This is a genomic window from Streptomyces sp. NPDC020681, assembly GCF_044334895.1.
GTDB lineage: Bacteria > Actinomycetota > Actinomycetes > Streptomycetales > Streptomycetaceae > Streptomyces.
In genome coordinates this window covers 765,293-790,940 of sequence record NZ_JBIRTX010000001.1, presented here as the reverse complement: position 1 = coordinate 790,940, position 25,648 = coordinate 765,293, and the positions used below count along the sequence as shown (strand labels likewise).

At 70.9% G+C, this 25,648-nt stretch carries 23 protein-coding genes; 15 read left to right on the top strand and 8 right to left on the bottom strand.

Translation table 11 applies throughout. From position 1 onward, the window contains the following. The first annotated feature begins 42 nt into the window (after positions 1-42). From ACH4YL_RS03330 to ACH4YL_RS03270, 13 genes are all read left to right on the top strand, one after another. Positions 43-1,221, top strand: coding sequence for an acyl-CoA dehydrogenase family protein (locus tag ACH4YL_RS03330; RefSeq protein ID WP_398504292.1), 1,179 nt, complete (start codon positions 43-45; stop codon positions 1,219-1,221). Positions 1,222-1,321: 100 nt separating this feature from the next. Next, positions 1,322-2,221: an NAD(P)-dependent oxidoreductase gene (locus ACH4YL_RS03325; RefSeq protein ID WP_398504290.1), complete on the top strand. Its 900-nt coding sequence runs from the start codon at positions 1,322-1,324 to the stop codon at positions 2,219-2,221. Between the two features lie 39 nt (positions 2,222-2,260). Further along, the gene (locus tag ACH4YL_RS03320) at positions 2,261-3,691 is read left to right on the top strand and encodes a flavin monoamine oxidase family protein (RefSeq protein WP_398504288.1); all 1,431 of its coding nucleotides are present in this window, start codon (positions 2,261-2,263) and stop codon (positions 3,689-3,691) included. A gap of 32 nt (positions 3,692-3,723) precedes the next feature. Beyond that, on the top strand, positions 3,724-4,965 hold the full coding sequence (locus tag ACH4YL_RS03315) for a cytochrome P450 (RefSeq protein WP_398504286.1): 1,242 nt from the start codon (positions 3,724-3,726) through the stop codon (positions 4,963-4,965). Positions 4,966-4,967: 2 nt separating this feature from the next. Beyond that, positions 4,968-6,542 carry a GMC family oxidoreductase gene (locus ACH4YL_RS03310; RefSeq protein ID WP_398504284.1) on the top strand — a complete coding sequence of 525 codons (1,575 nt, stop codon included), beginning with the start codon at positions 4,968-4,970 and terminating at the stop codon, positions 6,540-6,542. After that, on the top strand, positions 6,543-7,268 hold the full coding sequence (locus ACH4YL_RS03305) for a 4'-phosphopantetheinyl transferase family protein (protein ID WP_398504282.1): 726 nt from the start codon (positions 6,543-6,545) through the stop codon (positions 7,266-7,268). It abuts the gene before it with no gap. Between the two features lie 9 nt (positions 7,269-7,277). Then, positions 7,278-8,105, top strand: coding sequence for a HipA family kinase (locus ACH4YL_RS03300; protein WP_398504280.1), 828 nt, complete (start codon positions 7,278-7,280; stop codon positions 8,103-8,105). Beyond that, positions 8,102-8,485, top strand: a complete 384-nt coding sequence (locus tag ACH4YL_RS03295) for a DUF3037 domain-containing protein (RefSeq protein WP_398504278.1) — start codon at positions 8,102-8,104, stop codon at positions 8,483-8,485. The genes ACH4YL_RS03300 and ACH4YL_RS03295 overlap by 4 nt, the downstream gene beginning before the upstream one ends. A 166-nt stretch (positions 8,486-8,651) precedes the next feature. Next, entirely contained in the window at positions 8,652-9,413 is a 762-nt protein-coding gene (gene fabG, locus ACH4YL_RS03290; RefSeq protein WP_398504276.1) for a 3-oxoacyl-ACP reductase FabG, read from the top strand. A gap of 16 nt (positions 9,414-9,429) precedes the next feature. After that, a complete protein-coding gene (locus ACH4YL_RS03285) occupies positions 9,430-10,188 on the top strand; it encodes an SDR family oxidoreductase (RefSeq protein WP_398504274.1) in 759 nt (252 codons plus the stop codon). 119 nt (positions 10,189-10,307) lie between these two features. Beyond that, entirely contained in the window at positions 10,308-11,888 is a 1,581-nt protein-coding gene (locus ACH4YL_RS03280) for an ABC transporter substrate-binding protein (protein WP_398504272.1), read from the top strand. A 79-nt stretch (positions 11,889-11,967) separates the two neighbouring features. After that, positions 11,968-12,651, top strand: a complete 684-nt coding sequence (locus tag ACH4YL_RS03275; RefSeq protein ID WP_398504271.1) for a uracil-DNA glycosylase — start codon at positions 11,968-11,970, stop codon at positions 12,649-12,651. A gap of 188 nt (positions 12,652-12,839) precedes the next feature. After that, positions 12,840-13,310, top strand: a complete 471-nt coding sequence (locus ACH4YL_RS03270; protein WP_398504269.1) for a hypothetical protein — start codon at positions 12,840-12,842, stop codon at positions 13,308-13,310. Positions 13,311-13,327: 17 nt separating this feature from the next. Here the strand turns inward: ACH4YL_RS03270 and ACH4YL_RS03265 are convergent, their stop codons facing one another. The 3 genes from ACH4YL_RS03265 to ACH4YL_RS03255 all read right to left on the bottom strand — a co-directional run bounded on the left by ACH4YL_RS03265 (position 13,328) and on the right by ACH4YL_RS03255 (position 14,962). Then, the gene (locus ACH4YL_RS03265) at positions 13,328-13,744 is read right to left on the bottom strand and encodes a hypothetical protein (RefSeq protein WP_398504267.1); all 417 of its coding nucleotides are present in this window, start codon (positions 13,742-13,744) and stop codon (positions 13,328-13,330) included. Positions 13,745-13,818: 74 nt separating this feature from the next. Further along, positions 13,819-14,328 (bottom strand): DinB family protein, encoded by a 510-nt coding sequence (locus ACH4YL_RS03260; RefSeq protein WP_398504265.1) that lies wholly within the window; start codon positions 14,326-14,328, stop codon positions 13,819-13,821. Then, the gene (locus tag ACH4YL_RS03255; RefSeq protein ID WP_398504263.1) at positions 14,315-14,962 is read right to left on the bottom strand and encodes a TetR/AcrR family transcriptional regulator; all 648 of its coding nucleotides are present in this window, start codon (positions 14,960-14,962) and stop codon (positions 14,315-14,317) included. Before ACH4YL_RS03255 ends, ACH4YL_RS03260 begins: the two co-directional genes overlap by 14 nt. A gap of 91 nt (positions 14,963-15,053) precedes the next feature. On the opposite strand from ACH4YL_RS03255, the gene ACH4YL_RS03250 reads away from it, so the two are divergent. Beyond that, positions 15,054-16,256, top strand: coding sequence for an FAD-dependent monooxygenase (locus ACH4YL_RS03250; protein ID WP_398504262.1), 1,203 nt, complete (start codon positions 15,054-15,056; stop codon positions 16,254-16,256). Between the two features lie 23 nt (positions 16,257-16,279). Further along, entirely contained in the window at positions 16,280-17,185 is a 906-nt protein-coding gene (locus tag ACH4YL_RS03245) for a Gfo/Idh/MocA family protein (protein WP_398504260.1), read from the top strand. Here the strand turns inward: ACH4YL_RS03245 and lnt are convergent. The 5 genes from lnt to ACH4YL_RS03220 all read right to left on the bottom strand — a co-directional run bounded on the left by lnt (position 17,109) and on the right by ACH4YL_RS03220 (position 25,565). After that, positions 17,109-18,728: an apolipoprotein N-acyltransferase gene (lnt, locus tag ACH4YL_RS03240; RefSeq protein ID WP_398504258.1), complete on the bottom strand. Its 1,620-nt coding sequence runs from the start codon at positions 18,726-18,728 to the stop codon at positions 17,109-17,111. The genes ACH4YL_RS03245 and lnt overlap by 77 nt on opposite strands. A 179-nt stretch (positions 18,729-18,907) precedes the next feature. Next, a complete protein-coding gene (locus ACH4YL_RS03235; protein WP_398504256.1) occupies positions 18,908-19,366 on the bottom strand; it encodes a nuclear transport factor 2 family protein in 459 nt (152 codons plus the stop codon). A gap of 51 nt (positions 19,367-19,417) precedes the next feature. Beyond that, the gene (locus ACH4YL_RS03230) at positions 19,418-20,413 is read right to left on the bottom strand and encodes an aldo/keto reductase (RefSeq protein ID WP_398504254.1); all 996 of its coding nucleotides are present in this window, start codon (positions 20,411-20,413) and stop codon (positions 19,418-19,420) included. Between the two features lie 157 nt (positions 20,414-20,570). Next, positions 20,571-21,449 (bottom strand): NlpC/P60 family protein, encoded by an 879-nt coding sequence (locus ACH4YL_RS03225; RefSeq protein ID WP_398504252.1) that lies wholly within the window; start codon positions 21,447-21,449, stop codon positions 20,571-20,573. A gap of 222 nt (positions 21,450-21,671) precedes the next feature. Continuing rightward, a complete protein-coding gene (locus tag ACH4YL_RS03220) occupies positions 21,672-25,565 on the bottom strand; it encodes a helix-turn-helix domain-containing protein (protein ID WP_398504250.1) in 3,894 nt (1,297 codons plus the stop codon). Positions 25,566-25,648: the final 83 nt, after the last annotated feature.

Below are 25,648 nucleotides of genomic sequence, written 5' to 3'. Positions count from 1 at the left end.
ACTGTCGCGACCCCGCAACCCAGACCAGAACAAGGAGACGTGGTGACCACCGCAGCCATCGACGCCCAGTCCGTCGTGCACGCCGTCCAGGACATCGTTCCCAAGCTTCGTGAGAACGGACAGCAGGCCGAGGAACAGCGCTGGATCCCGCAGGAGAACATCGACCTCCTGGAGAAGACCGGCGTGTTCCGCATCGCCACGCCGTCGCGCTTCGGCGGGCTCGACCTGCCGGTCGCCGAACAGACGAAGATCCTGGCGGAGGTCGCGCGCGGCTGCCCGTCGACCGGATGGGTCGCCTCGGTATGGGTGTCCAGCACCTGGCTGGCCACCCTGTTTCCCGACCGCGCCCAGGAGGAGATCTTCGCCCAGCCCTCCGTACGCGTCTCCGGCGGCTTCACGCCGACCGGCACGCTCAAGCCGGCCGAAGGCGGCTACGTCCTCAACGGCAGCTGGCGCTTCAACACGGGCTGCCGCGGCGCCGACTGGAACATCGCGGCCACCATCCTCGAGAACCCCGACGGCACGCACGCCGAGGTCATCGCCATCGTTCCCATGTCCGAGTTCACGATCGCCGACGACTGGCACACCTCCGCGGCCTCCGGTACCGGTAGCTCGACCAGCACCGCGAAGGACGTGTTCGTACCGGCCCACCGGGTCGTCGACTTCGGCGACGCGATCTTCAACGCCACGCCGGACCGCACCAACACCGGTGCGAACGGCCGCAACTACGGGCTCTTCGCCTTCGTGATGGCGGAGACCGTAGCCACCTTCCTCGGCACCGCCCAGGGCGCCCTGGAGCTGTTCCTGGAGCGGATCCCGGGCCGGGCCATCGCGTACACCTCCTGGGAGAACCAGGCTCTGCATCCGCTGACGCAGATTCAGGTGGCCGAGGCCGCCAACAAGATCGCGGCTGCGAAGGCCCTCGAATCGGTGTGGCTGAAGGTCCTTCAGGACCGTGCCGACGCCGGCGAGCAGCCGACCCTGGAGGAGAAGGCCACCATCCGCGGCCAGGGCGCCTACGCCGTCCAGCTCGCCAAGGAAGCCGTCGAGATCCTCTACCGGACCAGCGGCGCCTCGGTCATCCAGCGCAGCGTTCCCCTGCAGCGCTTCTTCCGGGACGTCGAGGGGTTCTCCCTGCACGGCTTCCTGCTGCTGAGCACCAACCTCGAACTGCACGGGCGGGTCCTGCTCGGCCTCGACCCCGAAACACCGCTGCTGTAAGGCCGCCCTTCGTCCGGCCCGGCCGGACGGCACCCCCAGGAACCGTCGCATCGACCACGCACAGCGCCCCGCCGCACGGCTGTGCCGGAGGACTCCGAGTATGAGCACGAACACCGCCTCGACCACAAGGACACCGGTCACCGTCATCGGTCTGGGCATGATGGGCACCGCCCTGGCCGCCGCCTTCCTCGGCCAGGGCCACCCGACGACCGTGTGGAACCGCTCGCCCCGCAAGACCGAACTGCTCACCGACCAGGGCGCGTTGGGCGCCGACACCGTCGGCGAAGCCGTCTCTGCCGGCCCTCTCGTGGTCGTCTGCCTGTCCAACGACGAAGCGGTGCACCAGGTCCTCGATTCCGAGAGCGAGAACCTCAAGGGCCGCGTGCTCGTCAACCTGACGTCGAGCACTCCCGAAGAGGCCCGCACCACCGCTGCCTGGGCGGAACGGCACGGCATCGAGTACCTCGACGGCGCGATCATGGCGATCCCGCCGCTGGTGGGACAGCCCCAGGCGCTCATCTTCTACGGTGGCTCCTCGCGCGCCTACTCCGACCATGAGGAAACCCTCCGCGTCCTGGGCGGCGCGACCACCTACCTCGGCAGCGACACGGGGCTCCCCTCGCTCTACGACGTGGCCCTGCTCGGCATCCTCTGGTCGACCGTCGCAGGCAACATCCACGCCCTGGCACTCGTCGCCACCGAGGGAGTCACCGCCGAGGCCTTCCTGCCGTACGCCACCGGCTGGCTCAACCACGTGGCCGTGCCCTACCTGCCGCGGCTGGCCGAAGAGGTGGACCGGAAGGACTACACCACGGACATCTCCACGCTCAACGTCAACAAGGAAGCCATCGCGCACTTGGTGAGCGCCTCCCGCTCCCAGGGCGTCAGCCCGGACCTCCTGCTTCCCGTCCAGGCCCTCATCGAACGACGAGTCGCGCGCGGACACGGCTCCGACAGCCTGTCGAGCCTCATCGAGGAACTGCGCAAACCGTCCGCCTGAGGAACCTCCGTCCGCACTCAAGACCATCAAGGAGACACCGTGAGCCCCGACACCCGTCCTGGTGACCCCGCGATACCGGCGGTCGCAGCCACCGGCGCCGGACGACGAACCGTACTCAAGGCGGCCGGCCTGACGGCACTGCTCGGCGCGACGGGCGTCTCCAGGGCGGCCGCGGAACCCGCGGAGGCGGGCGGTCACGACGTCATCGTCATCGGCGCCGGCTTCGCGGGTGTCACCGCCGCACGCGAACTGCGGCGCAACGGCTTGCGGCCGCTCGTCCTCGAGGCCCAGGACCGCATCGGCGGCCGCACCTACACCGCCGAGTTCGCCGGCGAGAAGGTCGAACTCGGCGGCGCCTGGTTCGACGAGGGGCACCCGCACGCGTGGAAGGAACTGCTGCACTACAACGTGCAGCGCACCACCGACGAGGCGCCGGACGTCGCGTTCTTCCCCGCCGAGGAGGGCTATCGCGCCTACACCCCGGCCGAGGGATTCGGCCGGCTCGCCGAACTCGTCACCCCCGTCTTCGACGGTTCCGAGCAGTACTTCCCGCGCCCCCTCGACCCGTTCGCCCGTGAGGACTTGGTGCGTCCGCTCGACCGGACGACCCTGATCGAACGGATCGACGCCCTGAACCTCCCACCGGTGGACCGGGCCTGGGTCACCGGCAACCTCGGTGGCCTCTCGGGTGGCTCGGCCCGCGGCTCGCTGACGCAGATGGCGCAGTGGTGGGCTCTGTCCGACTGGAACTACGACAAGTTCTCCAGCGCCACGTCCTCCCGTCTCGTCCACGGCACGGCCGCCTTCATCGAGGCCATGCTCGCCGACGCCGACGCGGACCTGCGCCTGAACTCGCCCGTGACGAGGATCGAGGACAACGGCAGCCACGTCCGCGTCACGACCAGGAGAGGGACGACCTACCGCGCCGCCGCGGCCGTGGTCGCCGTACCCGTCAACGTCTGGAACCGGATTACGTTCGCGCCCGGACTGCCCCAGGCATACCGCGGCCTCGCGGACGAGACCGTCGCCGTCCCGTCGGCCAAGAAGATCTGGCTCCACATCCGCAGCGACAAGGGCCTGTTCTACGCCGCCGGAGCGGAGGGCGTGCCCGGTCTCGGGGACGTCATACCCACGCAGCGCCTCGGCGACGGCCACCTCGCCTTCGCCTTCAGCGCCGACCCCGCGCTCGACGTGACCAACCGCGAGCAGATCCAGGCATCGCTGCGGCGCTGGGCCCCTGACGCCGAGGTCCTCGCCGTCAGGGGGCACGACTGGGGCAACGACCCCTATGCGCGCGGCGGCTGGACATACAAGCGCCCGGGCCAGCTCACGGGTCCGCTGCGCACCGTCCAGCGCCCCGTCGGCCGTCTCTCCTTCGCCACCAGCGACATCGCCACCGGATGGAGCGGCTGGGTCGACGGCGCCATCGAGTCGGGCCTGCGCGCCGCGGGCCAGGTCCTCGACCGGTGAACACCCACCCACGCGACCGTGCCGGAGAACCGATGACTGAGCAACCAGCACCTCTTCGAATCGACCCCAGCGGCAGCGCCATCCACGACGAGGGCGCGCTGCTCCGCGCACGGGGACCCGCCGCACAGGCGGAGCTGCCCGGCGGAGTGACCGCCTGGGTGGTGACCGACTCCGCCCTGGCCAAAAGCCTGCTGACCGACGACCGGGTCTCCAAGGACGCCTATCTGCACTGGCCCGCCTGGGAGAACGGCGAGGGCGAACTCGCCCGCAGCTGGCCGCTTGCCTCGTGGGTGGCCGAACGCAGCATGATCAACGCCTACGGCGGTGACCACCGGCGGCTGCGCAAGCTGATCGCCAAGGCGTTCACCGCCCGCCGCACCGCCGCCCTGCGCCCCACGGTCGAGACCCTCGTCTCGGACCTGCTGGACGACATGGCCTCCACGGCACCCGGCCGGCCCGTCGACATCCGCGGCGCCTTCGCCTACCCCCTCGCGATCCGGGTGATCTGCGAACTCCTCGGCATCCCGCAGGGCATGCGCGACGACCTCTTCCGGGTCGTGGCCGACATGTTCCGTACCTCCGCCACCCTGGAGGAGGTGCAGGCCACCGGGCAGGAGCTGCACGGCCTGATGACCGCGCTCATCGCGCACAAGCGCCGGACGCCCGGCGACGACCTGGTGAGCGCACTCATCGCCGCGCGCGACGACGAGGAATCCGCCGGACTGGACGAGACCGAACTCGTGGACATGGTCCTGCTGATGATCGGCGCCGGCCACGAGACCACGGTCAATCTGCTCGACCACGCCATCCACTCCCTGCTCACCCATCCCGAGCAGTTGCGTCTCATCCGGGACGGCGACGCATCCTGGGACGACGCGATCGACGAGGCGCTGCGCCACGAGGCGCCCATCGCCAACCTGCCCATGCGCTTCGCCGTCGAGGACATCGAGGCCGACGAGGTGACGATCGCCAAGGGCGACGCCCTGATCATCTCGTACAGCGCCGTCGGCCGGGACCCGGCCGTCCACGGCGCCGAGGCCGACGCCTTCGACATCACCCGGTCCACGCGCACCGACCACATCTCCTTCGGGCACGGGGTACACCGCTGCGTCGGCGCTCCACTGGCCCGCCTGGAGGCCTCGCTCGCCCTGCCCGAACTCTTCAGCCGCTTCCCCGACATCAGCCTGGCCGTCACGACGGACCGGCTCCAGCCCCTGGAGTCGTTCGTGTCCAACGGACACCGCGCGCTGCCCGTCTTCCTGAAGCAGGTCTGACCATGGACGACGAGCTGTTCGACTACGTGATCGTGGGCGCCGGGTCGGCCGGATGCGTACTGGCCGCCCGGCTCACCGAGGACCCGGCCGTGCGTGTCGCACTGGTCGAGGCGGGCGGACCCGACTCCGACCCGGCGATCCGCATTCCCGGCGCCTCACTCGCCCTGCTCGGTACGGAACTCGACTGGGGCTACGAGACCGTGCCCCAGCCCGGCATCGGCAACCGCAGCGTCGACTGGCCTCGCGGCAAGGTCCTGGGCGGCTCCTCGTCGCTCAACTTCCAGATGTGGATACCGGGTTCCGCCGACGACTACGACGCATGGGGGCGCACGGCCGGCCCCACCTGGTCGTGGCACACCGTCCGGCCCTACCTGCGCAAGGCGGAACGCTGGGCAGGAGCCGCGGCCGAGGGCACCTCGTACGGTGACGACGGCCCTCTGTGGATCTCGCCGCCCCGCGACCCCGACCCGTCCACGGCCCACTTCCTGCGAGCCTGCGCGGAACTCGGACTCGGGCCCGTCCCGGGCGGCCTCGGCGGTCCGCACCTGACCGGCAGCGCACTCACCCCGCTCAACCAGCGCAACGGCACCCGGTGGAGCTCCGCCGACGGCTACCTGCGCCCGGCCCTCGAGCGCGACAACCTGACCCTGTTCGCCGGACAACAAGCCCGGCGCATCGTGCTGGAGAACGGACACGCCCGCGGCGTGGAGCTGGCCACGGCCCGGCTCACGGCACGCCGCGAGGTGATCCTCAGCGCCGGCGCCGTCGGTTCACCGCACCTCTTGATGCTGTCCGGCATCGGCGACGAGCAAGAACTGCGGGCGGCAGGCGTCGAGCCACGCGTCCACCTTCCCGGAGTGGGCCGCAATCTGCACGACCACGTGACACTCGATGTCATCCGGCACGCGGTCACCCCCGTACGCCTCGCGGAAGCCGAAACCGCCCATGCGCAAAAGCAGTTCGAGGAGGACCGGCTCGGACCGCTGACCTCCAACATCGCCGAGGCTGTCGGATTCTTCCGCAGCGACGGCCGCCCAGGCCCACCCGACCTCGAAGTCATCTGGGCGCCCATCGCGTTCCAGGACGATGCCCTCGCCGACGGGCTGACCGTGGGCGTTGTGCTCCTGCAACCAGAGAGCCGGGGCACCGTCACCCTCCAGGGCCCCGACCCGGCCACGCCACCCCTGATCGACCCGCGGTACCTGTCGGCCCAGGAGGACCTCCACCGACTCGCGGCCGGGGCCCGCTTCGCCGAACGCCTCTTCACCACCGACGCCTTGCGGGCCCTGGTGGGCGGGGCCATGTCCCCGTGGGCCGACGGGATGAGCGACGAGGCCCTGCTCCAGCACGCACGGGAGCACACGGGCACGCTCTTCCACCCGGTCGGCACCTGCCGTATGGGCCTGCCGGACGACGAAACCGCGGTGGTCGACCACGAACTGAGGGTCCGTCATGTTCCTGGACTGCGCATCGTGGACACCTCCGTGATCCCGCGCATCATCCGAGGTCACACCCACGCCCCCGCCGTCATGCTGGCCGAACGGGCCGCGGACCTGGTCCGCGGCGAGGCCCGATAGTTGCTGTCGCTGCACGTCGTGGATGCTCTGAGTCAGGGGGACAGCGCTGCTCGTCTCGCTCCTGAAGTCCTTGACGACGGTGAGCGGGAACGTGCGGCGGCCTTCGAACGGAGCGCAGATCGCCGGTGCTACGTCGTTGCGCATGTGGCGCTTCGGCTGCTGCTCGGTGCCCATCTGGGAACCGCCGCCGGTGCGGTGCGGCTGGTTCGAGAACCGTGCCCCTCCTGCGGCGACTTGCACGGGCGTCCTGCGGTGCAGGGTGGAGGTGTTCACTTCTCGCTTTCCCACAGTGGCGATGTCGTGTTGATCGGGATCGCCGACAATCCGGTGGGCGTGGATGTGGAGCGGACTCCGCGTCCGGATACCGTTGCGCGGCTTGCGTCCTCCTTGCATCCGGTGGAGGAGGCGGAACTTTCCCAGGAGCCCGATCACACCAAGTCGCAGGCTTTCGCCCGCGCGTGGGCGCGCAAGGAGGCCTACCTGAAGGGGATTGGTACCGGCCTCTCACGTGACCCCGCTCTGGACTACGTCGGTACGGGCGCGCTGTCCGGACGCGGACCACAGGGTTGGGTACTTGGCGATGTGGTGGTGCCGGAGGGGTACGCCGGAGCATTCGCCATCCAGGCGGACGACAGGACCGACAGGTGGCCGTCGCCTCTGACGCCGACGACCGTACTTGATCACTACGCTCACTTCGTGCCGGAGGCGGGTCGAGCCACCGGATAGCCTGGCGAAATGCTGACAGAGGTCACAGCGACCCGCTATGTCACGCCCCTGCGTGAAGGCGGCTCGCTCCCGGGCATCGTCGAGGCCGACGATCTCGGTACGTACGTCATGAAGTTCACCGGCGCGGGACAGGGCCGCAAGACGCTGGTCGCCGAGGTCGTCTGCGGACAGCTGGGGCGGCGGCTGGGGCTGCGCGTGCCGGATCTTGTCGCCGTCCAGCTCGACCCGGTGATCGGGCTCGGCGAGCCCGACCAGGAGGTCCAGGAGCTGCTGAAGGCGAGCGGCGGGCTGAATCTCGGGATGGACTTCCTGCCGGGTTCGCTGGGCTTCGATCCGCTCGCCTATGAGGTGGACGCGGCCGAGGCCGGCAAGGTCGTCTGGTTCGACGGGCTGATCAACAATGTCGACCGGTCCTGGCGCAACCCCAACATGCTGGTCTGGCACGGCGATCTCTGGCTGATCGACCATGGCGCGACGATGATCTGGCACCACAACTGGCCGGGCGCGGCAGCCTCCGCCGCCAAGCCGTACGACGCGTCCGACCACGCGCTGGCCCGCTTCGCGCCGGACATCGCGGCGGCCGCGGCCGAGCTCGCGCCGCTGGTCACCGAGGAGCTGCTGACCGAGGTCGCCGCAGACGTCCCCGACGAGTGGCTGGTCGACGAGCCGGGCTTCGGGACCACCGACGCACTGCGCCGCGCCTATGTGGAGGCCCTGCTGCCGCGCGCCGCGACCATCCACGAGCGGATCACCCTCGGCCAGCCGAGCAAGGGCGGCCCGTCTCAGGCGCCCGGCTGGCTGACCGGCCCCTGGCCGCACCAGGAGGGCGCGAAGTGAGCGAGCGCCAGGTCTTCGAGTACGCGCTGCTGCGCGTGGTGCCGCGGGTCGAGCGCGGCGAGTGCTTCAACGCCGGTGTGGTGGTCTACTGCCGTGCCCGGTCCTTCGTCGCGGCCCGGACGTATCTGAACGAGGAGAAGCTCAAGGCGCTGGATCCGCACGCCGACGTGACCGGTGTACGGGCCGCGCTGCATGCCGTCGAAGGCGTCTGCCGCGGCGGTACGGACGCGGGTCAGGCGGCCCGTGACGATGCCGGACGCCGCTTCCGCTGGCTGATCGCGCCGCGCTCCACCGTCGTACAGCCGGGCCCGGTCCACACCGGACTGACCGCCGATCCCGCGGCCGAGGTCGAACGGCTGCTCGCACTGCTGGTGCGCTGAGAATGGCGCATCGGGGACCCTGAGTGACCGGGTGCACGCGGTCGGCCGTTGACACCGAGTGCCAGGGCTTCTAGCGTCTCGTCTGCTGAAGGTACTAAGCGGTCGCTCATCCGCGGACGGGACGTCCGGACGGGGTGGGCCGCATCCAAGGGCGAGGAGAACCAGCATGTCCACCACCGAGCAGCGAGTCGCCGTCGTGACCGGGGCGGCGCGCGGCATTGGCGCCGCCACCGCGGTACGACTTGCGGCCGAGGGCCGCGCCGTCGCCGTACTCGACCTCGACGAGGCGGCCTGCAAGGACACCGTCGAGAAGATCACCGCCGCCGGCGGCAAGGCCATCGCTGTCGGCTGCGACGTCTCCGACAGCGCCCAGGTCGAGGCCGCCGTGGCGCGCGTCGCCGCCGAGCTCGGCGCGCCGACGATCCTCGTCAACAACGCCGGAGTGCTCCGCGACAACCTCCTCTTCAAGATGAGCGAGTCCGACTGGGACACCGTCGTGAACGTGCACCTCAAGGGCGCCTTCCTGATGGCCAAGGCCTGCCAGAAGCACATGGTGGACGCGGGCTTCGGCCGTATCGTCTCGCTCTCCTCCAGCTCCGCGCTGGGCAACCGCGGCCAGGCCAACTACTCCGCCGTCAAGGCCGGTCTCCAGGGCTTCACCAAGACCCTCGCCAAGGAGCTCGGCAAGTTCGGCATCACCGCGAACGCCGTCGCTCCGGGCTTCATCGTCACCGAGATGACCGCCCAGACGGCCGCCCGCATGGGCATGGGCTTCGAGGAGTTCCAGGCCGCCGCCGCGACCCAGATCCCGGTCCAGCGCGTCGGGCGTCCCGAGGACGTCGCGGGCGCCATCGCCTTCTTCACCGGCGACGACGCCGGCTTCATCTCCGGCCAGGTCATGTACGTGGCCGGCGGACCGCTCAACTGAACCGGGAGGCGACAACATGACCGCAGAGGTACCTGACAGCGGAAAGGTCGCGCTGATCACCGGCGCGAGCCGCGGCATCGGCTACGGAGTCGCCGAGGCGCTCGTCGCGCGCGGCGACCGGGTGTGCATCACCGGCCGTGGTGAGGACGCGCTCAAGGAGGCCGTGGAGAGGCTCGGCGCGGACCGGGTGATCGCCGTCGCGGGCAAGGCCCACGACGAGGCGCACCAGGCCGTCGCCGTCGAGCGCACCATGGAGGCCTTCGGCCGCGTCGACTTCCTGGTGAACAACGCCGGCACGAACCCGGTGTACTCGCCGATGGCCGAGCTGGACCTGAATGTGGCGCGCAAGGTGTACGAGACCAATGTGATCTCGGCGCTCGGCTTCGCGCAGCAGACCTGGAAGGCCTGGCAGAAGGAGAACGGCGGCGCGATCGTGAACATCGCGTCCGTCGCCGGCATCGCTCCTTCGCCCTTCATCGGCGCCTACGGCATGAGCAAGGCCGCCATGGTCAATCTGACCCTTCAGCTGGCGCATGAGTTCGCGCCCGGTGTACGGGTCAACGCGATCGCTCCGGCCGTGGTCAAGACCAAGTTTGCGGAGGCTCTGTACGAAGGCCGGGAGGCCGAGGCGGCCGCAGCGTACCCTCTGGGTAGGCTGGGGGTGCCGCAGGACATCGGCGGAGCGGCCGCGTTTCTCACGTCCGACCAATCGGACTGGATCACGGGGCAGACGCTGGTCGTGGACGGCGGTATCTTCCTCAACGCGGGGGTGTGACCGAGCACCCTGAGCCGTTTTGTACTGAATGTGTCAAGTGCCCTGCCGGGCCTACAGGTTGACCCGGCAGGGCGCTGCGGTATGGTCGGCCGACCCATGGCTGAACGAGGAGCGTGCACGTGTTCTACCGGACCTGTCTGCAGGCCGCTGCAGCCCTAGCGTCCATATCTCTGCTGGCCGGATGTGGTCTGTTCGCCGATGAGGATGCGGACCGCGAGCAGAAGATTTCAGTCGGCACGATGAGTGAGCCCACCACGCTCGATCCTGCCGCTGCCTGGGACGGTTCGTGGGAGTTGTTCCGAAATGTCTTCCAGACATTGGTCAGCTTCCCGACCGGCAGTACGACGCCGCAGCCCGACGCCGCGAAGAGCTGCCGGTTCACCGACACCAACAACACGCTCTTCGAGTGCGAGCTGCGTCCGGGGCTGACGTTCTCCAACGGGGACAAGCTCGACGCGGCGGCGGTCAAGCACTCCATCGAGCGGGTCCAGAAGATCGACGTGAAGGGTGGACCGAACGGTCTGCTCGGCTCGCTGGAGAAGGTCGAGACCTCCGGCGACCTGGTGGTGAAGTTCCGCCTCAAGGACGCGGACGCCACGTTCCCGTTCATACTGGCCACCCCTGCCATGTCCCTCGTCCCGCCGGACGACTACCCGGCGGACAAGCTCCGTGAGGACGGCGGTCTGACCGGTTCTGGGCCGTATGTCCTGGACTCGTACGACAAGGGCAAGCAGGCCCAGCTGACCAAGAACCCCAAGTACGAGGGGTTCGCCAAGCGCAAGAACGAAGCCGTCACCATCCGGTACTTCCAGGACTCGGAAGTGATGATGGGCGCGCTCAAGAAGAAGGACATCGACGCGATCTACCGCGGTCTGACCGCGCCGGAGGTCGTCGAGCTCGAGTCGAAGAAGCCGGAGAACGAACACCTCCAGCTGGTCGAGACCGTCGGCGCCGACATCCGCTACCTGGTCTTCAACTCCAAGGACCCGATGGCGAGCAAGCTCCCGGTGCGGCGCGCCATCGCCCAGATCGTCGACCGCGGCGTGCTGGTCGACAAGGTCTACAAGGGCACGGCCGAGCCGCTGTACTCGATGGTCCCGAAGGGCATCGCCGGCCACACGACCGAGTTCTTCGACCGCTACGGCGAGCCGAGCGTCAGCAAGGCCAGGGCGATCCTCAAGGACGCGGGCATCGACAAGCCGGTTCCGCTGACCTTCTGGTACACCACGGACCGGTACGGATCGGCCACCGCGCTGGAGTTCGCCGAGCTGAAGCGGCAGCTCGAGGCCTCGGGCCTGTTCAAGATCACGCTCCAGGGCAAGCCCGAGAAGGACTTCCAGGTCGGCTGGAAGCAGGGCGAGTACCCGGTGTTCGGCCGCGGCTGGTTCCCCGACTTCCCGGACCCGGACAACTTCGTCGCGCCGTTCGTCGGCTCGAAGAACGTGCTCAACACGCCGTACGAGAGCCCCGAGATCACCGACAACCTGCTGCCCGCCTCCCGCCGCGAGAGCGACCGCGGAGCGGTCACCAAGCAGTTCGAGCGGGCGCAGGAGATCCTGGTCGACGATGTGCGGCTGCTGCCGCTGTGGCAGGGCAAGCTGTACGTCGCCGCCAGCGAGGAGGTCGGCGGCGGTGAGCTCGCGCTCGACCCGCAGACGGTCATGCAGATGTGGGAGCTGTACCGCAAGGCCAGCTGGTAGAGCCAGTTCGGACCGCGTTGTCAGTGGCCCCCGGTAGGTTCTGTGGTCGAGAACTGATCGCATTCCGGAGGTTGTTGACGTGACCGACACCGACATGCTGCCCGAGTCCTGGCGCGGCGTCCTCGGCGATGAGCTGCAGAAGCCGTACTTCAAGGAGCTCACCGAGTTCGTCGAGGAGGAGCGGGCCAAGGGGCCGGTCTACCCGCCGCGCGAGGAGGTCTTCGCCGCCCTCGACGCGACACCGTACGAGCGGGTGAAGGTACTGATCCTCGGCCAGGATCCGTACCACGGGGAGGGGCAGGGGCACGGCCTCTGCTTCTCCGTCCGGCCCGGCGTCAGGACCCCGCCCTCCTTGCGGAACATCTACAAGGAGATGCAGTCGGAGCTCGGCCACCCGATCCCGGACAACGGCTATCTGATGCCGTGGGCCGAGCAGGGCGTGCTGCTGCTGAACGCGGTGCTCACCGTCCGGGCCGGCGAGGCCAACTCCCACAAGGGCAAGGGGTGGGAGAAGGTCACGGACGCGGTCATCCGCGCCGTGGACTCCCGGCCCGACCCGGCCGTCTTCGTTCTGTGGGGCGCCTATGCGCAGAAGAAGCTCCCGCTGATCGACGAGACGCGGCATGTGGTGGTGAAGGGCGCCCACCCCTCGCCGCTGTCGGCGAAGAAGTTCTTCGGCTCGCGCCCGTTCACGCAGATCAACGAGGCGATCGCCGCCCAGGGCCATGAGGCGATCGACTGGCGCATCCCCGATCTCGGTTAGGACACGGCGTTCGGGGGTGTCCGGCGGGGCACCCGGCTGACAGGCTCGGGCCTCCGCCCGAGCCTGTGCGGCTTTGCCGGTGGCGGCGGCTAGGGTCTGTCCGGCCGATCAGACCCTGGCGTCGTGATCCGCGGATCCCCGTGATCAGTCGATCGCCGCCATCAGTCGCACCGACGTGGGAGGCCGCAGTGACGGAGCAGCAGGAGGCGTCGGACGACGCCGTCATGACCCGGATCGGGCAAGCGATCATGCTGCTGCACGGCGGAGACCGCGAAGAGGCGCGCAATCGCTTCGGCGCGCTCTGGTCGGAGATCGGCGAGGCCGGCGACCCGCTGCACCGCTGCACGCTCGCGCACTACATGGCGGACACCCAGGACGATCCCGGCGACGAGCTGGCCTGGGACCTGCGGGCGCTGGCGGCGGCCGAAGGACTCGGCGAGGAGCGGCTGTCCCGGCACGAGGCGGGCCTCGCCGTGCGGGCCTTCTATCCTTCGCTGCATCTCAATCTCGCCGCCGACTATGTGAAGCTCCAGCGCCCGGGGGCCGCGCGCACCCACCTGGACCGTGCGCGCGAGGCGACGGACGCGCTGGGCGACGACGGCTACGGCAACGGAGTGCGGGCGGCCATCGACCGGCTGGAGCGCACTCTCGGCGCATGAGGCGTTCGCGGACGGGCTCAACTGCCGGAGGCCTTCCGGCAGGTGTGGGCCTGAGGGCTGTCGGGCTCCCAGCCGCCGTACCCCTCGGCCAGTTCGCAGACCTTCGCCCGGAACTCCGGAAGCAGCACCGGCGGTGGGGACGGCTGCCGCGAGGGCGGCATGTCGGCCGCGGTCCGCGGCTTGTGCGGACGTGTGGCCGGGGGCTTTCCTGTCTCGGGCGGGGGAGCGGGGGCTGACGTGGAGGGGGCCACGGGCGGCGGCTCAAGGACCTCTCGGGCCGGGTCCGGGACGATCTGCGGCTCCGCGACCTGGGCCGGTCGGCCGCCTTGAGACGGAGGGCCGGGGACGGGCCCCGGCTGAACGGCCACACATCCGGACACGGCCCAGGCGGCCACTCCTACGAGGACCGTTGCGGTGGTTGAGGTTCGGTGCACCCGCGCAACTCTGCTGTGCGCGGGGCACGCTCACCAACCGTGCGGGCCATGGTGCGCTCGTACGGGTGACGCCGTCAGTCGCCCGTCGCGCCGTCGATCCGCTCGCGGAGGAGATCGGCGTGGCCATTGTGGCGCGCGTACTCCTCGATCATGTGCGTGAGGATCCACCGCAGATTGAACGTGTCGCCGCTGCGGTGCTCGCCCGTGCCGATGTCGTCGAGCGAGCAGGTCGCCGCCAGCTTCCTGGCCCGCGCGATCTCCGCCTGCCAGGTGGCGTACGCCTCCGCATAGGTGTCCTGCTCGGTGGCGTGGAAGTCGCCGTCCCTGTCCTCTTCGCTGTAGATCGTGGGGAGGTCCTCACCGGCCAGAACATTGCGGAACCAGCCGCGCTCACACTCCGCCAGGTGCCGTACGAGCCCGAGCAGCGAGAGCTCGGACGGCTCCACGGACCGCTTCCGCAGCTGCTCGTCGCTGAGTCCGGCGCACTTCGCCTCCAGCGTTTCGCGGTGGTAGTCCAGCCAGCCATCGAGCATCTCGCGCTCGCCGGCCGTGGTGGAGGGTTCGGATCGTTCAGTCGTGGTCATGACCGTCATCCTGGACGACCGGATGCCCCGCCGCCAGGGGCTTTTCGCCGAGCATGCCGCGCAGCAGCTCGGTGAATCCGGTGCGCAGTTCCGCGGGTTCGGGCATCGCCGCGTGGTACGAACCTGCCGCGCAGGAGAACATCAGCCCCTCGCACCAGGCGACCAGCGACAGCGCGTGGCGCTCCGGCTCGGGGGAGCCCGCCGCGGCCATGAGCGCGTTGAGCGGGTTGCGGAACCTGCTGCCCGCGGCGTCGTAGAACTCGCGCAGCTCCGGCCTGCGGGTAGCTTCCAGCGCCAGTTCGTAGCGCGCGACGAGCAGGTCCCGGTGGCGGGTCAGATAGCGGTGCAGCGCGAGCGCGAGCGCGTCTACCAGGCCGTCCAGGGGGGTGCCGCGGGGCACCGGCATCTCCTCCGGAGTCAGCACGGCGGCCTCGCGCTCGGCCAGCCGCCGTACCGCCGTTTCGAGGAGCGCCTGCCGGGTGCGGGCGTGGTTGGACGTCGACCCCTGCGGAAGCCCGGCGGTCTCGTCCACCGCGCGATGGGTGAGCCCGCGCATGCCGCGCTCGGCGAGCAGCCGCAGCGCGGCGTCGGCGATCAGATCGGCACGCGAAGTGGTGGTGGTGCGTTCGGCCATGGTCACAACCTACCGCCGTCACTACAGCTGTAGTAGGCTCGATGTGTCACTACAGGTGTAGTTTCTGAGGATCCGATGCCGAGGAGAAGTCATGCCCCAGCCCCGAGCCGTCGTCATCGGCAGCGGAATCGGCGGACTCACAGCCGCCGTGGCCCTGCACCAGAGCGGCTGGCAGGTCACCGTCCTCGAGCGCGCCCCGTCCCTGGAACCGGTCGGCGCGGGCATCGGACTCGCCCCCAACTCCCAGCGCGCACTCGATGTCATCGGCCTCGGCGACGAGATCCGCGACCTCGCCGCCTGGCAGGGCGACGGAGGCATGCGCACCCCGCGCGGCCGCTGGCTGGCCCGGACGAACAGTGCCGCCGCGGTCGAACGCTTCGGCGGCCCCCTCGTGCTCGTCCACCGCGCCACCCTGATCGACCGCATCGCGTCCCGGCTGCCGGCCGGCGCCGTGCACACCGCGAGCCCCGCCGAGCTCGCCGATCCCGGCGAGCCGGGCGGCCGGCCGGCCCGAGTCACGACTGCCGACGCGGAGTTCGAGGCCGAACTCGTCATCGGCGCCGACGGCATCCACTCCGCGGTACGCCGCGCTCTCTTCCCCGGGCATCCGGGCCCGGCCTACTCCGGCTTCACCACCTGGCGCGTCGTCGTCCCCGCACCCGAGGAGCCGTTCGAGCCGCACGAGACATGGGGTGCCGGCGCGCTGTGGGGCACGCAGCCGCTCAAGGACGGCCGGATCTATGCGTACGCGGCGGCCGTCGTGCCCGCCGGAGCGCTCGCGGCCGACGACGAGAAGGCCGAACTGCTGCGCCGCTTCGGCCAGTGGCACGACCCGATCCCCGGCGTCATCGCGGCCGCCGAACCGGGCCAGGTGCTGCGCAACGACGTGCACCACCTCATCGACCCGCTGCCCGCCTTCCACCGCGGCCGGACCGTGCTCGTCGGCGACTCCGCGCACGCCATGGCCCCCACCCTCGGCCAGGGCGGCAACCAGGCCGTCGAGGACGCCGTCGTCCTCGCCCACCACGTGGCACCCGGCGTCGACCTGGGCGCGGGCCTCGCCACGTACAGCGCGCAACGGCTGCCGCGCACCACCGCCATCGTCCGCAAGGCCGCCCAGGTCGCCCGGCTGATGTCGCTGACCAGCGGGCCCGCCGTCGCCGTACGCAACACCATGATGTCCGCCGTCTCCCGCCTCGGGCCCGGTGTCGTCCTCCGGACCTTCGACGGCATCGCCGACTGGCAGCCGCCGCAAAATCAACGCCCGTATGCTGACCGGGCACGGAACGGGTGAGTGACACAACAGGGAGGCCCCTCGTGAAGGTCGGCTGCATCGGTCTCGGCGATATCGCGCAGAAGGCCTATCTGCCCGTGCTCACCGCCCTGCCCGGGATCGAACTGCATCTGCAGACCCGCACGCCCGCCACCCTCGCCCGGGTCGCCGAGACCCACCGCATCCCCGCCGAGCACTGCCACACCGACCTCGGCGCACTGCTCGCCCAGGACCTCGACGCCGCCTTCGTGCACGCGCCGACCTCGGTGCACGCCGAGATCGTCACCCGGCTCGTCGAAGCGGGTGTGGCGACCTTCGTCGACAAGCCGCTGGCATACGAACTGGCGGACTCGCAGCGGCTCGTGGAGCTCGCCGAGTCCAGCGGTACCAGCCTCGCCGTCGGCTTCAACCGCCGTCTCGCGCCCGGCTACGCGCAGTGCCTGGAGCACCCGCGCGAGCTGATCATGATGCAGAAGAACCGCGTCGGCCTCGCCGAAGACCCCCGCACGCTCGTACTCGACGACTTCATCCATGTCGTCGACACGCTGCGCTTCCTCGTCCCGGGCACCGTCGAGCACACCGACGTGCGGGCGCGGATGGTCGGCGGACTGATGCACCATGTCGTGCTTCAGCTGTCCGGCGACGGATTCACCGCGATCGGCACCATGAACCGGATGAGCGGCTCCACCGAGGAGATCCTCGAGGTGTCGGGCCAGGACACCAAGCGCGAGGTACGCAATCTCGCGGAGATCGTGGACCACAAGGGGCAGCCGAGCGTGCGGCGGCGCGGCGACTGGGTGCCGGTGGCGCGCCAGCGCGGCATCGAGCAGTCCGTGCTCTCGTTCCTCGACGCCGTGCGCGCGGGCAAGTTCCTCAGCGCGCGGGACGCGCTGCGGAGTCATGAGCTGTGCGAACAGGTGGTGCTGCGGGCCCTCGAGCAGGCCGCCTGAGCGAGCGCGTCCCCTCCGCGGCGCAGAGCGCGGCCAGCACGGCGAGCGCGCCGTACACCGCCCAGTCGCCGTACCGCACGTACAAGGTCGTGCCGCGGGCCAGCGGGATGTCGTAGACGGCCGCCGCGCTCTGGTCCGTGCCGAGCGGCCTGCCGACCCGGTCGCCGCCGGCACCGTAGACCGCGCTGACGCCGGTGAGCGTGGCATGCACCATCGGCCGGCCGCTCTCCGCCGCCCGCAGCGCCGCCAGTGACGCATGCTGCTCCGGCGCCCAGCTGTCCTGGAATGAGGACGTCGCCGACTGCGCTATCAGCAGCTGCGCGCCGTCCCGGGTCAGCCGCCGGCTCATGTCCGGGAACGCCGACTCGAAGCAGACCAGCGGGCCGATCCGCAGCCCGCCGTCGCTGTCGCCCGGCAGCACCATCACCGCGGGCCGCGTTCCGCGCAGCCGGTCCTCGCCCGCCGCCTTGCCCACGGACGTCGCCCAGCCGAGCAGCGAACGGGCCGGGATGTACTCGCCGAACGGGACCAGCCGCATCTTGTCGTAGCGGTCTCCGGTCGGACCCTGCGGGCCCACCAGGACAGAGCTCTTGAAGATCCCGGCGCTCCGGCCCGACGACGCCTCGCGCCGCGCGTCCACGTTCACCAGCAGCTCGGCCCCGACCGAGCGGGAGAGCACCGCGAGCCGCGCCGCGAGATCCGGGCGTTCGCGGAGATCGGCCCCGACGCTGCTCTCGCCCCAGACGACAAGATCGAGATCCTGCCCGGCCAGTTCGCGGGTGAGCTGCTCGCTGCGGGCGAAGCGCCGGTCGATGCTCTCCATGCCGTTGACCACGCCCGGCTGGACCACCGCGATCCTCGCCCGGCCGGACGGGTCGGGCCGCGGCGCCCATATCCAGGCCGCGGTAGTGACCAGTGCGCATATGACGCCGCCGCCCACCGCCGCGGTACGGGCCTTCGGCACCGCGACCAGGATGGTGACCGCGGTGTTCACCGCCAGCACCAGCAGGCTCACCAGCCACACGCCGCCCACTGAGGCCAGCCGCAGCGCGGGAGTCACCTCCCACTGGCTCGCACCCAGCAGACCCCAGGGCCCGCCCAAACCCTCCCAGGACCGGGCGAGTTCGATCATCAGCCAGCCCGACGGCACTACCGCGAGCGCCGCCGCGGCGCGCCCCAGAGCCGGTGTCCCGCCCAGCAGCGACCGGACCAGCCAGCCCCACGGCGCCCACATCAGCCCCAGGAGCGCGGCCAGGACCACGATGAAGACATGGAGGCTGGGCACCAGCCAGTGATGCACGGCGATCGTGAAACCGATGCCGCCGAGCCAGCCCTCGAACGCGGCACGACGGCCCGTCGGCGCGGAGCGCACCAGCAGCATCCACGGCACCAGCGCGACATACGCGAACCACCACAGCGAAGGCTCCGGGAACGCCAGCGCGGGCAGCGCACCGGCCGCCACGGCGGCGACGGCCCGCCCGCGGGGAGTCGCCGCGAGCTGTCGCACGCGGGCCCAGCCGGGCCGGCCGACCGGAATCCGCATACCGCGCCTCCTCGTCCGCCTCGCAGTGATCGCGAGCAGCGTTTCTTCCAGTGTGCGGGAGCGGACGCCACACCGACAGAGCACGCGGTCCCGGCGCCCGCACAGACGGGAGCCCGCGGTCCCGGCGCCCCTGCCGCAGGGCCGCACCGGCGGGAGCGCGGGCTCAGCGTCGCTCGGGGTCAGCCGTCGCTGAGCGAGCCCGAGCCGCGACGCCACTTCTCCTGGATCACCACGCTGCCCAGCCGCCAGCCCGCTTCCGTACGCAGCGCACCGAAGCTGTACCGGCCGCCGGAAACGAAGTCGTCGCCCGATTCCAGCCGCATCGGATTCACATAGTCGGCCCGCACCTCCGCGCGGTCGCCCGGATACCCGCCGAGGTCCTGAATGCTCAGCCGCCGGTTGACGATGAGGTGCTGGCGTACGGGAAAGATCCGCATCGTCTCGGCCATCCAGTCGGCGACCTCGGCCGCCGGCCCCTCGATCCCGCCCGAACTGCGGTAGTCGGCCCGCCCGTCCCGGGTGAACAGGGACCGGTATGCGCTCCAATCGGCGTCGTCCACGGCCACCGCGTAATTGGTGACCAATTCGTCGATGGCCAGCCGGTCCATCATCGTCGCGAGATCCACGCGCTGCGTCATCGGCTCAGTCTCGGGCAGTGCGAGCGCCAGGCCAAGAGCTCTGCATGCCAGTCACCCGCTCTTGCTCAGCAAATGGTCGATCTCCGCCAGTTCGGCGTCCGAGAAGGCAGGCGTGCCGAGCGCTCCCAGGTTCTGTTCCAGCTGGCGGACACTGCTGGCGCCGACGAGCACCGAGGTGACGCGGTCGTCCTTCAGCAGCCAGGCGAGCGCCAGCTGGGCCAGCGTCTGCCCGCGGTCACGGGCCAGCGCGTCCAGCGAGCGCAGCAGCTGCCGACGGTCGTCGGTGAGGACGTCGCGGGTGAGGTAGCGTCCTGCCGCCATTCTCGAATCGGCCGGGACGCCGGTCAGATAGCGGTCCGTCAGCTGGCCCTGCGCGAGCGGCGAGAAGGCGACCAGGCCCGCGCCCGCGGCCTCGGACGCGTCCAGCAGACCGTCCTCGATCCGGCGCTCGAGCAGCGAGTACGGATGCTGGTTGACCAGCAGCGGAGTGCCGAGTCCGGCGAGAATCGCGGCGGCCCGTCCGGTGTCCTCGGGGCTGTAGTTGGAAAGACCGGCGTACAGCGCCTTTCCCTGGCGCACGGCGGTGTCCAGCGCGCCCATGGTCTCTTCGAGCGGGGTGTCCGGATCGGGCCGGTGCGAGTAGAAGACATCGACGTACTCGACGCCGAGCCTGCACAGCGACTGGTCGAGGCCGGCCAGCACATGCTTGCGCGAACCCCACTCGCCGTACGGGCCCTGCCACATCTCGTTGCCGGCCTTCGTGGCGATGAACAGCTCGTCGCGGTAGGGCCGGAAGTCGGCCCGGAAGTGTGCGCCGAAATTCGTCTCGGCGGATCCGAAGGGCGTGCCGTAGTTGTCGGCCAGGTCGATATGCGTGATTCCCAGGTCGAACGCCCGGCGCAGCACGGCTCGTTGGGTCTCCAGCAAAGAGGTGTCGCCGAAGTTGTGCCACAGCCCGAGCGAGATCTCGGGCAGCCTGACGCCGCTGTGTCCGCAGCGCCGGTAGCGCATGCCCGAGTACCGGCCTTCGTCGGCGACGTACGTCATCTGCCGTTTCTCCCCTCGGCGCGGCGGGTCCGCCCCCGATGACGACCAGCTTGCCATCAGCGGCCTGGACCGGAACGGCGGCGGGCCAGGAGAACGCCGGACGCACCGGCGGTCCCTCCCCCGTGGGGGACCACCGGTGCGGCGCGGCGCGCGGCCCTCAGGTGCAGGTGGGTACACCTTCCAGCCACGCGGGTCCCTTGATGTAGATATTGGTGACCCACGCCTTGTAGTCCGGCAGGTAGGACCAGGCGTCGTTCGTGTAGCCCTCGGCCGTGACCGGCTCCGCGTGCTTCTGGCACTTGACCCGGACGGTCGTCGAGTGCGGGAATGCGTAGACGCGCGCGGCCTTGGTGGACGGCTCGGCCTTGGTCCACACGCCGGTGCCCCAGGTCTGGAAGACATGGCCGGTCACCGGTCCGGTGTCGACCCGGACCGCTCCGTAGTAACCGCCGTTCAGCCGGACGTCGCTGACCATGAGTTTGGTGCCCGACTGCTTGGCCTCCACCATCTTGCCCGCGCCGAGGTAGATGGCGATGTGGTGCAGCTTCTGGGAGGTGCCCCAGGCCAGCAGGTCGCCGGGGAGCAGCGGGGCGAGGCCCTGGTCCGCGGTGAAGCGTTCGGCGGCGCGGTGTGTGTAGTACTGGGCGCTGGCGACCCCGTTGAGCATGTCCGACCCGGTGGCCTTGGCGAAGGCGTACCGGACCAGACCCGAGCAGTCGAAGCCGAGCCGCTCGGGATCGTGCTCGCTGGCCGGGTCGGTGGGGTCCACCTGCCCGTAGGTGGCGCCGGGCTGGGGTCCGTGACCGCCGCCCCACGTGTACCAGACGTCCGCGGCCACCTGCGCGCAGGCGGCGGCGATCGCTCGCTCGGCCGCCGCGGAGGCTCCCGGTGCGAGCACGGCGCACTCGCCGTCGGCGGCGGACGTGCGAACTGCGGTGGCCGCGGGCGTGGTTGTGGCGGCTGCCGTGCTCGGCGTCCAGAGGAGGACGGCGAGTAACCCGATGAGTGTGCCGATGAGTCCGGTCCGGCGGAGCATGCCAGGACCCCCGTTTCCTGTTGCCGTTGTCGGTCGCATTGCTGTCGGTCGAATTGCTGTCGGTCGCTGTGCCGTTGGTCGTCCGGTACGCATGAAGCAGCCTGCTGGCCGCGGCCCGGTTCGGCGAGGGTCCGGCGTCACCCCATCCGGACGGGCAACGGGAAACCCTTGGGAAACCCCTCCCGAGCAGGGCACTTCGCCACCCGCACGTGGCCGTCCGCGTCACGCACGCGCGCAGGCCGGGCCGGGGGAGACGGGGCGGCCGGGCATGAGCGTCTCCCGCTCCTTGGGGCCGATTCCTTCCCGCAGTCGGCAGATCTCGGCGAGCCGGGCCCCGACGTCCAGGTTCCACAGCCGTACCGTGCCGTCGTTGCTGCTGCTGGCCACCGTCCGGCCGTCGGGGGAGAAGTCGACGCCCCACACCGCGTTCGTATGGCCTGTCAGTGCCGCCGACAGCCGGCGGCCGGCCACGTCCCACAGCCGGACCGTTCGGTCGTTGCCGCTGCTTGCCAGCGTGCGGCCGTCGGGGGAGAAGGCGATGCCCCGCGCGGAGCCGGTGTGGCCCGTCAGCGCCGCCACGAAGCGGTGCCGCCGGGCGTCCCAGAGCCGTACGGTCCCGTCGTTTCCGCTGCTGGCGAGCATCCGCCCGTCCGGGCTGAACTCCACACCGCGTACCGCGCCGGTGTGGCCGGTCAGTGTGGCGACGGGGCGGCGCCGGGACACGTCCCACAGCCGTACGGTCAGATCGTCACCGGCGCTCGCCAGGGTGCGCCCGTCGGGGCTGAAGGTGACATCGTTGGCGAAGTCCGTGTGGCCGGTGAGCGTGGCCAGCGGGCGCCGTCCGGCCACGTCCCACAGCCGGACCGTACGGTCGGAGCCCGCCGACGCCAGCGTCCGCCCGTCCGGGGCGAAGACCACCGAGAACACGTCCCCGCTGCGGCCGTCGAGTGTGGCGATCGGACGGCGTCCGGCGACGTCCCACAGGCGGATCGAGCCGTCGGAGCCCGCCGACGCCAGCGTCCGCCCGTCGGGCGCGAAGGACACCGAGAACACGGTCCCGCGGTGACCCGTGAAGGTCGCCAGGACCCGGCGCCCCGCCACGTCCCACAGCCGCACCGTGTGATCGGCGTCCGCGGTGGCGAGCAGCTTCCCGTCCGGGCTGTACGCGGCCTGCCAGATCTCGGTGAACGGACGCGACGTCAGCACCGAACCGCGCAGGTCCCAGAGCACCACGGACTGGTCGAACCCGGCGGTGGCCAGCACCGTCCCGGAGGAGTCCACTGCCACCCCGAGCACATAGTCGGTGTGTCCGGAGAGCGTCGCGGTCGGCCGGCCGCTGCGCACGTCCCACAGCCGGGTCGTGCCGTCGCCGCCCGCGCTGACGACCGTCGTGCCGTCGGGCGTGTAGGCCACCGCGTTGATGTCGTCGCTGTGGCCGGTCAGCTTCGCGGTCGTGCGGCGTCCGGCCACGTCCCACAGCCGTACGGTCCGGTCGACGCCACCGGTGGCGAGTGTCCGTCCGTCCGGGGCGAAGGCCGCCCCCAGCACCTCGTCGGTGTGCCCCTGGAGCACGGTGAGCGGACGGGCGCGTACCGCGTCCCACAGCCGTACGGTCCGGTCGGAGCCGGCCGAGACCAGGATCCGGCCGTCCGGGGCGTACGCCAGAGCGTTGATCTGGCCGGCGTGACCGGTGAGGGACGCGACGGCGCGGTGGCCCCGGGCGGTGTCCCACAGCTGGATCGTCCCGTCGGCGGCCGCGGTGGCGAGTGTCCGACCTCGCGGATCGAAGGCCACCGCACGGGCGGCCTTCGTGCTCGCGGGGAGAACCGCCTTCGGACGGTGGCCGGCGGTGTCCCAGAGCCGTACGGGCCCGTCCGTCGAGGTCGCCGCGAGCGTCCGGCCGTCGGGACTGAAGGCGACCGAGCGCACCCGCCCAGGGACGGTGAGCGTCGTGGCCGTCCGGCGGTCGGCGAGCCGACGCAGGGTCACCGTGCCGTCCGAACTGGCCGTGGCCAGCAAGCGGTTCCCCGGCGCGAAGGCCACCGCGTTGACCGGCCCTGAGTGTCCGCCGAGCCGGGCCGAGAATGGCTGGGACTGAGTGCTCAGCAGCGCTCCGCGCGCCGCTGTCGTCGCCTCGGCCCGGTAGGCCTCCTCGGCGAGCAGCATCGACGCCTCCGGCTGACCGGCGGCCAGCGATGTGGACTGCACGGCCAGCGCCTGCGAGCGGGCCACGCGCTCCTGGTCGAGCGCGCCCGCTCGCTGCTGGTACGCCAGGCCCCCGGCGGCCAGGGCGAGGACCAGCAGAACGACGAGCGTGGCCAGCATCCGCTGCTGCAGCCGGACCTGGCGCCGGTCCTGCTTCTCCCGGCCGTCCTCCTCGGCCTGGCTCGCCCGCAGGAACGCCTCTTCCTGAGGGCCGATCCGGCTCCTGCCGTCCAAGTCGTCGGCCCATGAGCGGACGGTGTCCAGCCGGGTCCCGCGGTACAGGACGGACGGATCACGGCCCTCGCGCTCCCATTCGGCGGCGGCATGGGCCAGTTGCTGGTGGATCAGCAGCCCGGCCCGGTCGGCGTGGATCCAGCCGTGCAGGCGTGGCCAGGCGTGCAGCAGGGCCTCGTGGGTGATCTCGACCGTGTCGCTGTCCATGGTGATCAGCCGGGCCCGTACGAAGGCGTCGAGCGCGGCCGCGGCGCCGTCCGCGTCGGCAAGCTGCTCCAGCAGGTCGGTCCGGCTCATCCGGCGCCGAGTCGCGCCGGTGCCGTCGGCGACATGGACCAGCCGCACCAGGATGCGGCGGATCGTCCGCTGCTCGGCCGGGTACAGGCGGGCGAACACGTTCTCTGCCGTACGCGCGATCGCACCCTGGATCCCGCCGGTGTGCTCGTACCCGGCGACGGTCAGCGTGGCGCCTTCGCGCCGCTGCCAGGTGGCCATCAGCGCGTGGGACACCAGGGGCAGCGCACCGGACGGCGTGAGGTCGGGCACGGTCCCGGCGGCCGCCGTTCCCGGATCGTCGCGCAACCCGGCGTCCCGCAGGACCAGTTGGACCAGGCCCGGTTCCAGCGTGACCCCGGCGAGCTCCGCCGGACGGGTGACCGACTCCCGCAGCTCCGCCACGGACATCGGGGGCAGCACGAACAGCCCGTCGGTGAAGACCGGGGCCAGCTCGGGAAGTTCCAGACAGCTGCCGGTGAAGTCGGCCCGCGGGCCGAGCACCACGACGGCGGGGTCGTGCCCGGTCACCGCGGGACGGGAGGTGGCCACGGCGGAGAGCACATCGACGAAGGCGCGTCGCTCGTCCTCGTCGGAGCAGAGGGTGAACAGCTCCTCGAACTGATCGACGATCAGCACGGGACGGACGGGCGGCGGCTGCCGGTCCCCGGGGCCCGCCTGGGAGTTGTCCGACAATCCCGCGACGGCCTCGAGCAGGCGCTCCGGCCGGTCCTGTAACTCCCGTGCGGTGATGCCGAGATCGCTGCCCAGGACCTTCGCGGTACAGTCCAGGAGCTCGTCCAGCGGACGGGCCGTCGGCGTGAACGTCACCACCGGCCATCCGTCGGCGCCCGGCATCGGGAAGCCGCCGCTGCGCCGGAGAGCCGGTACGAGCCCGGCGTTGAGCAGGGAAGACTTGCCGGCGCCCGACGGGGCGACCAGCATCAGCGGTCCGCTCCCGATCCGTTCGAAGACCCGCTCGACCAGCGCGGCCGTCGCACGCTCCCGGCCGAAGAACCATCCCGCGTCCTGCGGGGTGAACGCGGGCAGACCGCGGTACGGACACTCGCCGTCCGACTGCGGGACAGGCGCTGCGGCATCGGCCCCGGTGCCGCAGTCACCCGAGGGTGTGTCCTGCAGCAGCCGGAGCAACTCGCCCTCTGCCCGCAGTATCTGGTCGCAGCGGCGTGCGACATCGACGGTCGCGCGCTTGGAACCGGTCTCGATCTTGCTCAGATAGCCCTTGCTGTAGTGCGTCTGCCGCGCCAGGTCGGCCAGCGAAAGCCCGCGCTGCTGGCGCAGCCGTCTCAGCTGTGCGGGGAAGGAGGGCGTCGCCCCTGTCGGCAGTTCACTCGGGTTTTCGGCTTCGTGTCCGTGCTGCTGCTCCCGCAAAGCATCCCCCATGGCAATGTTCGCCCAGGCCGTGAAACGGCGGTTGCCCAGGCTACTGCGGGGGTCGGACGTTCAACGAAGCGTTTCGGCTGGTG

What these genes read in the sequence shown, in the direction of transcription:
- lnt (WP_398504258.1), bottom strand. Translation starts at nt 18,728, where the DNA reads ATGCGGATTCCGGTCGGCCGGCCCGGCTGGGCCCGCGTGCGACAGCTC.
- ACH4YL_RS03255 (WP_398504263.1), bottom strand. Translation starts at nt 14,962, where the DNA reads ATGGCCGAACGCACCACCACCACTTCGCGTGCCGATCTGATCGCCGAC.
- ACH4YL_RS03260 (WP_398504265.1), bottom strand. Translation starts at nt 14,328, where the DNA reads ATGACCACGACTGAACGATCCGAACCCTCCACCACGGCCGGCGAGCGC.
- ACH4YL_RS03225 (WP_398504252.1), bottom strand. Translation starts at nt 21,449, where the DNA reads ATGCTCCGCCGGACCGGACTCATCGGCACACTCATCGGGTTACTCGCC.
- ACH4YL_RS03315 (WP_398504286.1), top strand. Translation starts at nt 3,724, where the DNA reads ATGACTGAGCAACCAGCACCTCTTCGAATCGACCCCAGCGGCAGCGCC.
- ACH4YL_RS03310 (WP_398504284.1), top strand. Translation starts at nt 4,968, where the DNA reads ATGGACGACGAGCTGTTCGACTACGTGATCGTGGGCGCCGGGTCGGCC.
- ACH4YL_RS03220 (WP_398504250.1), bottom strand. Translation starts at nt 25,565, where the DNA reads ATGGGGGATGCTTTGCGGGAGCAGCAGCACGGACACGAAGCCGAAAAC.
- ACH4YL_RS03230 (WP_398504254.1), bottom strand. Translation starts at nt 20,413, where the DNA reads ATGACGTACGTCGCCGACGAAGGCCGGTACTCGGGCATGCGCTACCGG.
- ACH4YL_RS03325 (WP_398504290.1), top strand. Translation starts at nt 1,322, where the DNA reads ATGAGCACGAACACCGCCTCGACCACAAGGACACCGGTCACCGTCATC.
- ACH4YL_RS03250 (WP_398504262.1), top strand. Translation starts at nt 15,054, where the DNA reads ATGCCCCAGCCCCGAGCCGTCGTCATCGGCAGCGGAATCGGCGGACTC.
- fabG (WP_398504276.1), top strand. Translation starts at nt 8,652, where the DNA reads ATGTCCACCACCGAGCAGCGAGTCGCCGTCGTGACCGGGGCGGCGCGC.
- ACH4YL_RS03285 (WP_398504274.1), top strand. Translation starts at nt 9,430, where the DNA reads ATGACCGCAGAGGTACCTGACAGCGGAAAGGTCGCGCTGATCACCGGC.
- ACH4YL_RS03235 (WP_398504256.1), bottom strand. Translation starts at nt 19,366, where the DNA reads ATGACGCAGCGCGTGGATCTCGCGACGATGATGGACCGGCTGGCCATC.
- ACH4YL_RS03300 (WP_398504280.1), top strand. Translation starts at nt 7,278, where the DNA reads ATGCTGACAGAGGTCACAGCGACCCGCTATGTCACGCCCCTGCGTGAA.